This window comes from Paraburkholderia sp. SIMBA_054, assembly GCF_046534875.1.
GTDB lineage: Bacteria > Pseudomonadota > Gammaproteobacteria > Burkholderiales > Burkholderiaceae > Paraburkholderia > Paraburkholderia hospita.
Genome location: NZ_JAWRXV010000014.1, coordinates 47,237 through 60,869 on the forward strand (window position 1 = coordinate 47,237; position 13,633 = coordinate 60,869).

The 13,633-nt window shown below is 63.3% G+C and carries 9 protein-coding genes; 5 read left to right on the top strand and 4 right to left on the bottom strand.

The features are described 5' to 3' along the window. Window positions 1-50: 50 nt before the first annotated feature. From SB822_RS18615 to SB822_RS18635, 5 genes are all read left to right on the top strand, one after another. Window positions 51-1,442: an acyl-CoA dehydrogenase family protein gene (locus SB822_RS18615; RefSeq protein WP_410855356.1), complete on the top strand. Its 1,392-nt coding sequence runs from the start codon at window positions 51-53 to the stop codon at window positions 1,440-1,442. A gap of 456 nt (window positions 1,443-1,898) precedes the next feature. Continuing rightward, window positions 1,899-3,455 (top strand): methyl-accepting chemotaxis protein, encoded by a 1,557-nt coding sequence (locus tag SB822_RS18620; protein WP_410855357.1) that lies wholly within the window; start codon window positions 1,899-1,901, stop codon window positions 3,453-3,455. A gap of 340 nt (window positions 3,456-3,795) precedes the next feature. Further along, a complete protein-coding gene (locus tag SB822_RS18625) occupies window positions 3,796-5,037 on the top strand; it encodes an MFS transporter (protein WP_007732285.1) in 1,242 nt (413 codons plus the stop codon). Then, entirely contained in the window at window positions 5,030-6,694 is a 1,665-nt protein-coding gene (locus SB822_RS18630) for a thiamine pyrophosphate-binding protein (protein ID WP_410855358.1), read from the top strand. The genes SB822_RS18625 and SB822_RS18630 overlap by 8 nt, the downstream gene beginning before the upstream one ends. A gap of 8 nt (window positions 6,695-6,702) precedes the next feature. Next, window positions 6,703-8,292, top strand: coding sequence for an aldehyde dehydrogenase (NADP(+)) (locus tag SB822_RS18635; protein ID WP_007584183.1), 1,590 nt, complete (start codon window positions 6,703-6,705; stop codon window positions 8,290-8,292). A gap of 83 nt (window positions 8,293-8,375) precedes the next feature. On the opposite strand, the gene SB822_RS18640 is transcribed toward SB822_RS18635, so the two are convergent. The 4 genes from SB822_RS18640 to phnA all read right to left on the bottom strand — a co-directional run bounded on the left by SB822_RS18640 (window position 8,376) and on the right by phnA (window position 13,407). Then, window positions 8,376-9,317 (bottom strand): LysR family transcriptional regulator, encoded by a 942-nt coding sequence (locus tag SB822_RS18640; RefSeq protein WP_410855359.1) that lies wholly within the window; start codon window positions 9,315-9,317, stop codon window positions 8,376-8,378. Between the two features lie 206 nt (window positions 9,318-9,523). Beyond that, entirely contained in the window at window positions 9,524-10,642 is a 1,119-nt protein-coding gene (gene ald, locus SB822_RS18645; RefSeq protein ID WP_410855360.1) for an alanine dehydrogenase, read from the bottom strand. Between the two features lie 58 nt (window positions 10,643-10,700). After that, window positions 10,701-12,158, bottom strand: a complete 1,458-nt coding sequence (gene phnY / locus SB822_RS18650; RefSeq protein WP_410855361.1) for a phosphonoacetaldehyde dehydrogenase — start codon at window positions 12,156-12,158, stop codon at window positions 10,701-10,703. A 13-nt stretch (window positions 12,159-12,171) separates the two neighbouring features. Next, window positions 12,172-13,407 carry a phosphonoacetate hydrolase gene (gene phnA / locus SB822_RS18655; RefSeq protein WP_410855362.1) on the bottom strand — a complete coding sequence of 412 codons (1,236 nt, stop codon included), beginning with the start codon at window positions 13,405-13,407 and terminating at the stop codon, window positions 12,172-12,174. Window positions 13,408-13,633 lie beyond the last annotated feature (226 nt).

Below are 13,633 nucleotides of genomic sequence, written 5' to 3' on the forward strand. Positions count from 1 at the left end.
ATGATGCAGTTTGCTGTCTACCAACCCCGCGCACTATGCTTCGATGAAATGTGGCGGCGCGACGCGCCGATTGGCAACCTGAAAAATTTCGAGTTCCTGCCATGTCGATCGATTTCACTTTGACTGCCGCGCAACAAAAGTTGCAGCGAAACGCCCGCGAATTCTCGTTGGAAATTCTCCAGCCTTTGGTCAAGAAAGCGGACGAAGAGCGGGACACGCAAAAAGCCTTCGTATTGATGAAGGGCGCTTACCTGGAGTGTTACAAGCTTGGCTTTGCTACCGGTTTCCTGCCCCGTGAATACGGAGGCGGAGGCATCAGCAATCTGGATCTGCAGATCGTCGCCGAGGAGATAACGGCAGTCGATCCCGGGTTCGCAACCGTGCTGCTCGTGAACGGTCTCGCCCTCATGCCGCTTGTCTGGTTCGGCTCGGAAGCTCAAAAGAAAAAGTGGCTCGTACAGGCAACGAGCGATCCGCGCGGCGAGTACATCGCCGGATGGACCGTGAGCGAGCCGGTCGATGAGACCGGGGGGACGGCGAACTTCGATCATCCCGGCGCGCGTCCGGCAGGTATCGGACTTGTCGCGACGCATGACAAGGCGCGGGGAGAGTATGTGCTGAACGGCAAGAAGTATTGGCCGTGCAACGCAGGAGGATGGGACTTGATGGGCGCGGACGTGAACGTGTGCATCGTCCGCACCGACGCTGAAAAGGGCGGGCAAAAAGGACTGAGCGCGATCATCGTTCCGAGAGGAACGGCGGGTGTCAGTTATGGTGAACCGATCTCCAAGCTAGGTCATCGCTTGTGTCAGAACAATGCAATCACCTTCACTGACTGCCGCGTTCCCGAAGAAAACATCTTCGCCGTTGGCGATGGGGATCTCGTCATCAGCAAGGCATTCACATGGTCGGGACCGGTTGCCGCCATCGCGGCCGTCGGCGTCGCACGATCGGCTTATGAGTTCGCGTTGCAGTGGTCGAAGACGCGCAGCGCCGGTGGCGGCATGCCGATGATCCACCACCAGGCGGTCGGCTACATGCTTGCGGATATCGCGATGAAAATCGAAGCGTGTCGCGCGTTCTCGTGGAAATCCGCGCACTACATGGATCTGTTCGATTCCGACGGACATGCCGTCGGCGCGATGGCGAAGGTGTTTTGCGGAGAGACACTGTTCACCACGGTTTTTCGGGCGCTTCAGGTGATGGGTGTCAATGCGCTCGACAAGCAGCATCCGATGGAAAAATTCCTGCGCGAAGCCGCTGTCTTTCCCTTGTATGACGCGGGGAATATCGGCATGCAGATGCGCAAGATCTGGGGCGTCATGCTCGATGAGAAGTTTGATCCGCGGGCGATCGCGGATTCGCGCCGCATGGAGTTTCAGAAATCGATGGAAAGCGCGGGCGCCCTGGTGCAGCCGCAGCGCGACGTGAAGACCCGATAGGATCGGTGCCCAATCGGGGCATTTCCGGTATCGAAATGATATCGATACGGATTTACTAGTTAGCTCCCGCGGCGGCTTGATATACGTGAAAGCGCTTTATCTGGCCGCGCTATTTTACGGTGATTTGCCGCTCTCTTCAGGCGCGCTGAAATATCGAATGAAAATGTTTAAATCGCTCGGCAATTGTTGCGTGGTGAATTGTTAAATACGCCCAATGGAAATGAATGGCAATTGAAAGAATATTCTGATTCACGCGTGTTAAATCACGATTCGGCATAATTCCCCGTGGCGAGACCGGGTCAGGTCACGCAGATGCGGAGAGGAGTGGTAATTCACGGTGACAAAGACCGGCTCAAGTTCCCAGTCGATGAGCCGTAATTCGTATCAGGGCCTCACGGTCTTCGCGAGAGCCTTGGCTAATTCCTTTCTGCACGCTTAACGTGACTGCCTGGCAATATGTTCCAAAAAATTACGATCCGTGCCCGCCTTGCGCTGGCGATGAGTTTTCTCGGTGTTCTCCTGATCGCGGGAGGCGCAATGGGTATCGTCGGTGTCAATATGACAAACGGCGACCTCAAGAACCTGTATTCCGACCAGCTTTCTTCATCCCGCAAGCTCAGTGGAGCGAGTGTCGCGCTGGCAAGATCGCGGCTTTGGCTGTTCCGCATCGCGCTCAATCCCGATGTCCCTGACGTAGAGAAGTTCGCGCAGAACGCGCGAGACCAGTTGGAGAACTCGCGCAAGGCGTGGGACGCCTATCGCAAGCTGCCTTTCGCCGACGACGCCGAAGCGAGCCAGGCTAACGAACTGAACGGCAAGCTTCAGAACCTCGTGACAAACGGCTACGAGCCGATCTTCCAGGCCATCGCGACGCGTGACGGCGCGAGCATCAAGAGCGCCGTGCAGAATTCGTCCTCGGCGCTCTATCAGGATGTGACGGGCGGCATCGACACGCTGCAGAAGAAGCAGGCTTCCGTCGCCGCCACGACCTACGAACGGGCGCAAGCGCGCTTCGACTGGTTCGTGACGATTGCCGTCGCGGGCGTCGCCTTCGCGCTGATCGCCGCTGCGCTCGCATGGCGTTCGTTGCAACGCGCGATCGGCGGGCCGCTACAGGAAGCGCTTGCTCACTTCAAGGCGATTGCAAGCGGCGACCTGACCGCGCGCGTCGAAGTCCGCTCCCATGACGAAATGGGCCAGTTGATGAGTGGCCTTCAGGCAATGCAGCGCAAGCTCGTTGAAATGATCGGCACGGTCAGGGAGGGCGCAAGCGCCATCGACACGGCCGCGCAGGAGATCGCGGCGGGCAACACGGATCTGTCGCAACGCACCGAGGAACAGGCCGCGTCGCTCGAAGAGACGGCTTCGAGCATGGAGCAGTTGACGGCCACCGTGCGGCAGAACGCCGACAACGCGAAGCGTGCCACGCAGCTCGCGGGCACGGCGTCCGACACGGCGCAGCGCGGCGGCGAAGTGGTCGGCCGCGTAGTCGAGACGATGCAGGGGATTTCGTCCAGTTCGTCGCGCATGAACGAGATCATTGGCACGATCGAAAGCATCGCTTTCCAGACCAACATTCTCGCTCTCAATGCAGCCGTCGAAGCGGCGCGCGCAGGCGATCAGGGCCGTGGCTTCGCCGTCGTCGCGTCGGAGGTCCGTACGCTCGCGCAGCGGGTTGCGACGGCCGCCGGCGAGATTCGCGGCCTGATCGGCGAAGCGACGTCGCGCGTCGATACAGGCGCGACGCTCGTGCGGGACGCGGGTGGCACGATCGACGCGATCATTCGCGACGTCGCGCGCGTCAACGACATCCTGCGGGAAATCTCGTCGGCGTCCGAGGAACAGAGCACGGGCATCGGCCAGGTCAACACCGCGGTCAATCAGATGGATCAGGTCACGCAGCAGAACGCGGCGCTTGTCGAACAGGCTTCGGCGGCCGCGCAATCGATGGCTCATCAGGCACGCGGACTCAGCGACGCCGTGTCGATCTTCAGGGTCGGTGCAACGGCCTAAGTCTGATCTTCGGGCGGCGGTGGACCCCGCCCAGCCATCGCGTGACGGGACTTGCCCCCGTCCGTCATCGGGCCTCGGCGGGAATGCCGAGGCCTGTCTGCATCCGCTCGCAGCGTCGCCTTTTGCATCGCGACACGCGACATGTACCTCTTTCCCGCCACGAGAAGCATAGCTGGTATGCACTGCCTGCAATGAGCAGGCACGACTGCAACCGCATAATCCCTGGACGCCAACTCGCGTGCCTCGCGTGATTCCAGCACGGAATCCAGCCGCGACGGCATCTCGACAAAGACCGACAGCGACAACAACGACAGGCCTCTGCCTGATGGAGATAAGCCACATGCAACCGTGGTACAGCACCATGGCGCCAGCCCAGCGCCGCACCTTCTGGGCGTGTTTTCTCGGTTGGGTTCTCGATGCCATGGACGTGCAGTTCTTCGCGTTCGTGATCCCCACGTTGTTGACGGCCTGGGGCATGACGAAGGCGCAGGCGGGCGTGATCGGCACCTCGGCGCTGGTGTCGTCGGCGATCGGCGGCGTGATTGCGGGCGTGCTGGCCGACCGGATCGGTCGCGTCGCCGTGCTCAAGCTGGCAATCTTGTGGTTCTCCCTCTTCACGGGCCTGTCCGCGTTCACCAACAGCTTTCATGAACTGCTGATCACGCGCAGCCTGCAAGGGCTCGGCTTCGGCGGCGAATGGGCGGCGGGCGCGATCCTCATCGGCGAAGTCGTCGACAAGCGCATTCGCGGACGCGCGGTGGGCACGGTTCAAAGCGGCTGGCCCGTGGGCTATGCGCTTGCCGCGCTCGCGTACTGGAGCCTGTTCGGTCTGCTGCCCGAACATATGGCGTGGCGCGTGCTGTTCCTGATCGGTCTGCTGCCGGGTCTGCTGGTGTTGTGGATGCGTCGTAACATCGACGAATCGGAAGCCTTCCAGGCTGCCGCGACCTTCCGCAAGAACAGCAATTCGTTCGGTACTTTCGCGCGCATCTTCGCGCCGAACGTGCTGTCGCGCACGCTGCTCGCTTCGCTGATGGCGGCGGGCGCGCTCGGCGGCAACTATACGATTCTCACGTGGCTCGTCACGTATCTGCGCGAGACGCAAAGCCTGACGGTCAATCTCACGACGCTCTATCTCGGCGTCAACATCTTCGGTTCGTTCTGCGGCTACATCGGCATGGCCTATCTGAGCGACGCGATCGGACGACGCTGGACCTTCGCGCTGTCCGCACTTGGCGCGGCGCTCACGGTGCTGGCCTACACGCGGCTGCAACTGCCCATGACGACGCTGCTGATCCTCGGCTTCCCGCTCGGTCTGTTCCAGTCGGGCATCGTCTCAGGCATGGGCGCCTGTTTCACTGAACTCTTCCCCGCGGAGATCCGCGCGTCGGCGGGCGGGTTCTCGTACAACTTTGGGCGCGGCATCGGATCGCTCGTCCCGGCAGCCGTCGGCATCACGAGCGCCTCATTGGGCCTCGCCAAGTCGATCGGCATATGGGCTGCCCTGTCGTACGTGCTCGTTCTGATCGTCGCCGTGTTCCTTCCGGAAACCCGCAATATGGAGCTTGAATCTCATGTCTGACCATGGACAACCGCGCAACGGCGGCCGCATTCTCGTCGACGCGCTCGCCAGCAATGGCGTCGATACCGTCTACTGCGTACCGGGCGAAAGCTATCTCGCCGTCCTCGATGCGCTGCACGACGCGCACGGCATTCGCACCATCACGACGCGTCACGAAGGCGCGGCGTCCAACATGGCCGACGCGTACGGCAAGCTGACGGGCCGCCCCGGCATCTGCTTCGTGACGCGCGGGCCGGGCGCGACGCATGCCGCTAACGGCGTGCACACTGCCAGCGAGGACTCGACGCCGATGATTCTTTTCATCGGCCAGGTCGAACAGAGTTTCATGGGTCGCGGCGCGTTTCAGGAAGTCGATTACCGCCAGATGTTCGGCGGCATCGCGAAGTGGGTGACGGAGATCGACAGCATCGAGCGCATTCCCGAAATCATGGCGAAGGCGTTCAGCATTGCGATGTCGGGCCGTCCGGGCCCCGTGGTGATCGCGCTGCCCGAGGACGTGCTGTTCGGCTCGGCAACCGTCGCGGATGCGCCCGTGGCGCGTGTCGTTCAGGCCGCGCCTTCCGTTGCTGCGCTTGGCGAATTGCGCGCGCTGCTGGAACGCGCGTCGCGTCCGCTCGTGATCGTCGGCGGCACCGGCTGGGATGCCGACGCGACGGCCGCATTCAGGCGCTTCATCGTCGCGAACCATCTGCCCGTCGCGGCATCGTTCCGCCGCCAGGACCTGTTCGACAACCGCGATCCGCATTACGTCGGCCAGTTGGGACTTGGCGTGTCGCCGAAGCTCGCGGAACGCGCGCGCGCTGCGGATCTGCTGATCGTCGTCGGCTCGCGGCTGGCGGAAACGACATCGTCGGGCTACACGGTGTTCGAAAGCCCGACGCCAAAGCAGACGATGATTCACGTGCATCCCGATCCGCAGGAGCTTGGCCGCGTCTATCAGGCGCGTCTGCCTATCAACGCTGGTCTGCGCGAGTTCGCGCTGGCCCTCGACGGCATCGCGCCGGTCGCTTCGCAAGCCTGGCAACAGTGGACGACGGACGCGCGCGCCGACTACGTCGCCCATTCGACGCCGCCCGCGCCATCGGCGGAAATCGCGGGTGTGGATCTCGCGCAGGTTGTCGGTCACCTGAGCGAAGTGTTGCCCGACGACGCCGTCATCGCGAACGGCGCGGGCAACTATACGGTCTGGGTGCATCGCTTCTATCGCTACCGCCAGCCCGCTACGGAACTGGCGCCGACCAACGGCGCGATGGGCTATGGCTTTCCTGCCGCGATCGCTGCATCGCTGCGTGACCCGAAGCGTAGCGTCGTCTGCTTCGCGGGCGATGGCTGCTTCATGATGTATCCGCAGGAACTGGCGACGGCAGTGCAGTTCGGTGCGCCGCTCATTGTCATCGTCGTGAACAATGGGATGCTCGGCACGATCCGCATGCATCAGGAGCGCGAATATCCGGGCCGGGTTTCGGCAACACGGCTTGAGAATCCCGATTTCATCGCGTTCGCGAAGTCGTTCGGTGCTCACGCGGAACGCGTCGAGCGCACCGAGGACTTCGCTGCCGCGTTCGAGCGCGCGCAGAAGGCGGGCGTCGCGGCGCTGATCGAACTCGTCACCGATCCCCGGCAGATCACACCGACCAACCGCCTGAACGCAGCATGAGGCCGACGATGGAAATCCGTGGCGAATTGATCATCGGTCAGCACGCATTCAAGGCGCGCGGCGGCGACGTGTACGCGATTGCGGCGGCCTCGGGCGAGCGCCTCAAGCCCGCGTTCGGCGCGGCGACTAGCGACGACGTCGAACGCGCCTGTACGCTGGCCGAAGAGGCGTTCGATGCGTATCGGCAATTGCCCGACGAACAGCGCGCGCAGTTCCTCGATGCCATCGCGCAAGCGATCGTCGATCTCGGCGCGGTGCTGACGGAGCGCGCCCATCTGGAAACGGGCTTGCCGCTGCCGCGTCTCGAAGGCGAGCGCATGCGGACCGTCGGTCAGCTGAAGCTGTTCGCGAGCCTCGTGCGGGACGGCCGCTGGCACGGCGCTGTGATCGATGCGGCGCAACCGGAGCGCACGCCGCAGCCGCGGCCCGATCTGCGTCTGCGGCGCATCGGGCTTGGCCCGGTGGCCGTGTTTGGCGCGAGCAACTTTCCGCTGGCATTCTCGGTTGCGGGCGGCGACACGGCTTCGGCGCTGGCTGCCGGTTGTCCCGTCGTCGTGAAGGCGCATCCGTCGCATCTGGGCACGTCGGAACTGGTCGCGCGCGCGATTGCAAAGGCCGCGCTCGACACGGGCATGCCCGAGGGCGTGTTCTCGATGGTGCTCGGCGACGGCATCGCGATCGGCGAAGCGCTGGTGCGTCATCCCGCGATCCAGGCTGTTGGCTTCACGGGCTCGCGGCAGGGCGGCCTCGCCTTGCAACGGATCGCGCAGAGCCGCCGCGAGCCGATTCCCGTCTACGCGGAAATGAGCAGCATCAATCCTGTCGTGCTTCTGCCCGCGGCGCTCGGAGCGCGCGGCGCTGCCATCGCACGCGATTTCGTCGACTCGCTGACGCTCGGCGCGGGACAGTTCTGCACGAATCCTGGTCTTGTTGTCGCGATCGAAGGCCCCGCGTTCGACGCGTTTTGCGCAGCGGCTGTCGAAGCGCTGATCGCGAAGCCGGCGACGACGATGCTGTCGCCGGGCATTCATGGTGCGTACTGTCGTGGCGTCGAGCGTCTGGCGACGCGCAGCGGCGTTGCAAAACTCGCGGCGGGCAAGCCGGCGAGCGGCGCTTACGAGGCCGTCGCTGCGTTGCTGCGCACGGACGCAGAAAGCTTCCTCGCCGATGAATCGCTCGAAGACGAAGTGTTTGGTCCGAGTTCGCTCGTGATTGCGTGCCGCGACTTCGACGAGTTGCATCGTGTGCTGCGGCGCTTGTCCGGGCAATTGACAGCGACGGTGCAACTCGACGACGACGACCACGCGCTCGCGCGCAAGCTGCTGCCCACACTCGAACGCAAGGCCGGGCGCGTGCTGTTCAACGGCTTCCCGACAGGCGTCGAGGTCAGTTATGCGATGGTGCATGGCGGACCATTCCCGTCGACGTCGGACAGCCGTACGACATCGGTTGGCGCATCGGCAATCGACCGGTTCCTGCGGCCCGTGTGCTATCAGGCCGTGCCGGATACGCTGTTGCCCGAAGCGCTGCAGGCGGACAATCCGCATGGGATCTGGAGGCTGGTGGACGGTCAACTGGTGCGCGACCAGGCTCAGTGACGACGGGCAGGGCGCCGGCACGCGTTGCCGGCGCAACGATGCACGATCACGCTCGCCGGGCGGGCCAATCACGCGCAGCCGTTTTACGCATTGCTGGCCGGATGCAACGTCGTGTTCGGCCAGCTGCCGTCGGCGGAAAGATCGGCAGCGAGATCGCGGATCATCTGCGCGACATGCCAGACGCCCTCCGGCATCACGCGGTTCTGCGGCCAGGCAAGCGCGACTTCGCGCTGCACCTCAGGGTCCGTTAGCGGGAAGCACCGCACGCGTCCGGACGCCACCTCTTCGACCACGGCAGCCGCTGGCAACACAGTCGAACCGCACTGCTCGATCACGAGACGCTTGGTGATCGAGATGGAGCCATCGCATTCGAGCGCGATGTTGGGCGTGAACCCGTGTCGTGCCGCCAGCGATTCCACCAGTACGCGCAAGCCGTGATGCGTGCTAGGCAAGATTAGCGGCACGCCAGCGAGCCCGCTGACGGCAAAAGGACCGTCCGGCAGCGACGATGCGGCTGGTGTCACGAGGCACACCTGTTCCGACAGCAGCGTATCGAACTGGCTCGCGCCCGGATGCTCGGGCACGTACATGACGGCGAGATCGACATCGCCGTCGTTGAGCCAGCCGAGGATATGCGTCGCCAGTCCTTCGACGAAGCGAATCCGCGTGCCGGCAGAGCGCGCTTTCAGCCGATGCCCGAGCCTGCCGAACATGATGCGAGCGATGGTGGGCTGTGCGGCGATGGAGAGTGTCGCGGGCCCGCGCTTGCCGCTGTCCTGCATCGCGATGCGCGCTTCGTCGAGCGTTTTCTCCATGGCGAGCGCATAGCCGAGCAACTGTTCGCCGTGTTCAGTCAGCCCCACGCCGCGGCCGCTGCGACGAAACAGGCGCACGCCGAGTTCGGCCTCGAGTATGCCGATGCGGCGGCTGACGGTCGACTGGTTGGCGCCGAGATCCATCGCGGTGCGCGAGATGCTGCCCGTTTTTGCGACGCGCGCGAACAGCTCGAGATCGTCTGAGTTCATGGCTTCGTGTGATGAGGGTCGACGGCAAACCGTTCGGCGGTGAACGGTTGAAAGGTGCGGCGCGCTTGATTGTAATCAGTCGCGGCGGCGCGCGGCCGTTATCCGTCACATCCGGTATCAACAGGAACGAATCCATGCACCGCGTCGACGTGCAGGCGCGGAGGCGCGGCCGGATAAACCGGCCACGCGTCCTCTCTACACCATGCCTATTCAGCGGCGATGACGCCTGCGTCTTCGCAGACGTAGCCCAGTGCTTCAGCGACCTCAGGACAGGTCACCTTGCCGAACGCCACATTCAGGCCGCGCCGCAGATGCTCGTCGTCGGTGAGCGCCTTGCGCCACCCTTTGTCTGCGATCGACAGGACAAAGGGCAGTGTCGCGTTGTTCAGCGCATAAGTGGATGTGTGGGGCACGCCACCCGGCATGTTCGCGACGCAGTAGTGAACGACATCGTCGACCAGATACGTCGGCTCCGCATGCGTGGTCGGCTTCGCGGTTTCGCAGCAACCTCCCTGGTCGATCGCGACGTCGACGATGACGGAGCCCGCGCGCATCTTCTCGACCATCTTGCGCGTGACGAGCTTGGGTGCAGCAGCGCCCGGCACGAGTACGCCGCCGATCACGAGGTCGGCATCGAGCACGTGCTGCTCGATATTGTCCTGATTCGAATACACGGTGATCATTCGTGCGCCCAGCAGCCGGTCCATGCGCCGCAGCGCATCGACGTTGCGGTCGATCACCACCACCTGTGCGCCCGTGCCGACGGCCATCTGCGCAGCATTGCTGCCGACCACACCCGCGCCGAGGATCACGATTTTCGCTGAGGGCACACCCGCCACGCCGCCAAGCAGGATGCCCCTGCCGCCGTGCGCGCGTTCCAGACAGAAAGCGCCCGCCTGGATCGACATGCGGCCCGCAACTTCCGACATCGGCGCAAGCAGCGGCAATCCCCCGCCGCGCTGTGTCACGGTCTCGTAGGCGATACAGACCGCGTTGCTCTTCACGAGATCGGCGCATTGTTCCGGATCGGGCGCGAGGTGCAGATAAGTGAAGAGAATTTGCCCTTCACGCAGCATCGCGCGCTCTCGCGGTTGCGGCTCCTTGACCTTGACGATCATGTCGGCTGCCGAAAATATCGCCTTGGCATTCAGCGCCACTTGCGCGCCAGCCGTACGGTATGCGTCGTCGGACGCGCCGATACCCGCGCCCGCTCCCGTTTCGACGCTCACCGTGTGTCCGTGCGCGACGATCTCACGTACCGACGACGGCGTGAGACCGACGCGATACTCGTGATTCTTGATCTCCTTTGGAACGCCTATGTGCATATTTGCCTCCTATATGGAACTGCGTGCCAGCCATGCAGACGCGTCAATCCTCAGATGTTCACCACGGCAGCGAATAGGTTTTGGTATTGGTGAAGCTCTTCATCGCCTCCTGCACGCCTTCCTTATAGCCTAGGCCGGAATCCTTTACGCCGCCGAAGGGTGTGAGTTCGAGGCGGTAGCCGGGCACCTCGCGCACGTTGACGCTGCCCACCTCGAGTTCCGAAATGAAACGTGTGATGTAGTCGAAGCGGTTCGTGCAGATAGACGAGGACAGTGCGTAGTCCGTGCTGTTCGACATGCGGATCGCTTCGTCGATGTTGCCAAAGCGCATGATCGGCGACACGGGGCCGAAGGTTTCGTGCTTGACGAGCGGCATATCCGGCGTCACGCGATCGACCACAGTGGGCGCATAGAGCGCGCCGTCGCGCCGGTTGCCCGCCAGCAGGCGTGCGCCGCGCGCGAGCGCATCGTCGACCTGGCGCTCGCAGAAGCGCGCGGCGGCTTCGTCGATCACAGTGCCCATATCGACCGATGCATCGGCGGGATTGCCGTATTTCCACGCGCGCGTCTTGTCGACGACGAGGTCGGTGAAGCGATCGGCAACGGCTTCATGAACCAGCATCCGCTTGATGGCGGTGCAGCGCTGCCCTGAGTTCTTGTAAGAGCCCGAAACGGCAAGCGTGCTGGCTTCGTCCAGATCGGCATCCTCCATCACGATGATGGGATCGTTGCCGCCGAGTTCCAGCACCGCCCGCCGATAACCCATGCGCGACGCGATCGACTTGCCGATCGACACGCCACCCGTGAAGGTGATCAGATCGATCGCGGGATTCGTGATCAGTTCATCCGCGATCACGGCCGGGTCGCCCGTCACCACCTGAAGCATCTGCACAGGCAGGCCCGCTTCGTAAAGGATGTCGGCCAGCAGGTAGCACGACAAAGGCACTTTCTCCGATGGCTTCACGACGATGCGATTGTTGGTCGCAATCGACGGCACGATCTTGTGCGCGACCTGGTTCATCGGATGATTGAACGGCGTGATGGCCGAGATCACACCCAGCAGCGGATCGCGCTGCGTGTAGACACGCCGCTTCTTGCCGTGCGGCGTGAGATCGCACGAGAAGATCTGGCCGTCGTCCTTCATCACTTCGCCTGCGCCGAACACGAGCACATCGGCGACACGTCCTGCTTCGTACGTCGAATCCTTTATGCACAAACCGGCTTCTGCCGTGATGACGGCAGCAATCTCCTGCGTGCGCGCCCGTACCGCGTCCGCCGCGCGCCGCAGGATCGCGGCACGCTCGTAACGCGTGAGCGTGGGGCGATAGGCGCGCGCGACGGCGAATGCGCGGCGTACGTCTTCCAGTGTCGCCTTCGGCACCGTGCCGACCAGTGCGCCGTCATACGGACTGCGCACTTCGATGACTTCATCGCGCCAGATCTTCTCGCCATCGATCCGCAACGCTTCGTGCCGAATCTGCGCCTGTGCTTTCGTCGTGTCTGCAATAGCGTTCATGAACGTGTCCTCGTCACTGGAGATGGTTGAGTGCGATATCGATGACGTCGAAGTTGCGCAGCCGCGCGCGTTGCGCGGCGGACTTCGCGACGGGCTGACTGAAGATCAGCGGCACGCTCTGCTCGGCGAGGCCGCCGTGCGAGCGCAGCGGCGCATCGAGCCCCGACAGGTCGTGCCGGATGCGTTGCGTGCCGAGCACGACGTCGCGCCTGGAAATCACGATCAGGTCGCCCATCCGCGCGGGCGGCAACTCGAACCGCGCGCAGCCTTCTTCGCTGGTCAGCACGAGTTCGATGCCGGGTTCGGCCGCGAGCTTGCTGCGCAATGCATCGATATCCGCCGATTCGGGCAGGTACACCGTCGCAAACGAACCGAGCGCGCCGTGATGCACGACGTAGGGATCGGTGATGGGCAGGATCACGCGCGCCTGGTCCTTGCCGAGCCATTCGTCGAAGCGCTCCTGCAGATAGATCACGTTCGGCTCGCCGTCTTCGTTGTGTTTCGCGTTCATGCCGTGGTCGGCCGTGATCGCGACGATGGCGCCCAGCTCGTCGAGCCGTTGCAGATAGCCGTCCATCATCTGATAGAAGGCGTTCGCGCCGGGCGTGCCGGGCGCGCATTTGTGCTGGACGTAATCGGTGGTCGACAGGTACATCAGATCGATCTCGCGTGTTTCCAGCAGACGCACGCCCGCCGCGAACACGAACTCCGACAGCTCGGCGCTATAGACGCTCGGCACCGGCTTGCCGACGAGTTCGAGCACAGCGTCGATGCCGTTTTCTTCGAGCGAAGCCTCATCCGCTTTCTCCGATGAAAAGCAGATTCCCTTGAGGCCCTTGCCGAGCAGGCGGCGCAGCTTGTCCTTTGCTGTGACGACGGCAACCTTCGCGCCCGCCTCCGCGAAACGCGCGAGCACGGTTGGCGCGACGAGGTACTTCGGATCGTTCATCAGCACCTCGGTGCCGCTCTCGCGATCGAAAAAGTAATTGCCGCTGATGCCGTGCACGGCGGGCGGCACGCCCGTCACGATCGACAGGTTGTTCGGGTTCGTGAAGCTCGGCACCACACAATCGCCCTTGAGCGCGGTGGCCGGCTTCAACAGCTTGCCGATGAAGGGCGCGACGCCCGCCGCGGCGGCCATCTCCAGATATTCGTAGGCGCAGCCGTCCACACAGACCACGACGACGGGCCTGCGCATCCAGTTGTAGCGGCGGCCGTTCACTTCGACGGATGCAGGGGATGTGCTCATTCGCTTCTCCTTTGACCAGGGTAATCCGGGAATTGATGATGTGGCGTTGTGTGGCATTGTGCGGCAATACTTGACATTAAAATTGACACTTTGTAGATTGTCAACAACAGACAACAACAAAGAAGTCTCCTCGGGGCCGCAGTAGTCGATGCCGCATGTCGCAGTTCTGGCCGTTTCCGTCGCTGGCCGCGACGCCACTCATCAAGGGGTCTGGAAATGAAGGAAG

What these genes read in the sequence shown, in the direction of transcription:
- SB822_RS18620 (WP_410855357.1), top strand. Translation starts at nt 1,899, where the DNA reads ATGTTCCAAAAAATTACGATCCGTGCCCGCCTTGCGCTGGCGATGAGT.
- SB822_RS18625 (WP_007732285.1), top strand. Translation starts at nt 3,796, where the DNA reads ATGCAACCGTGGTACAGCACCATGGCGCCAGCCCAGCGCCGCACCTTC.
- SB822_RS18630 (WP_410855358.1), top strand. Translation starts at nt 5,030, where the DNA reads ATGTCTGACCATGGACAACCGCGCAACGGCGGCCGCATTCTCGTCGAC.
- SB822_RS18635 (WP_007584183.1), top strand. Translation starts at nt 6,703, where the DNA reads ATGGAAATCCGTGGCGAATTGATCATCGGTCAGCACGCATTCAAGGCG.
- SB822_RS18640 (WP_410855359.1), bottom strand. Translation starts at nt 9,317, where the DNA reads ATGAACTCAGACGATCTCGAGCTGTTCGCGCGCGTCGCAAAAACGGGC.
- ald (WP_410855360.1), bottom strand. Translation starts at nt 10,642, where the DNA reads ATGCACATAGGCGTTCCAAAGGAGATCAAGAATCACGAGTATCGCGTC.
- phnY (WP_410855361.1), bottom strand. Translation starts at nt 12,158, where the DNA reads ATGAACGCTATTGCAGACACGACGAAAGCACAGGCGCAGATTCGGCAC.
- phnA (WP_410855362.1), bottom strand. Translation starts at nt 13,407, where the DNA reads ATGAGCACATCCCCTGCATCCGTCGAAGTGAACGGCCGCCGCTACAAC.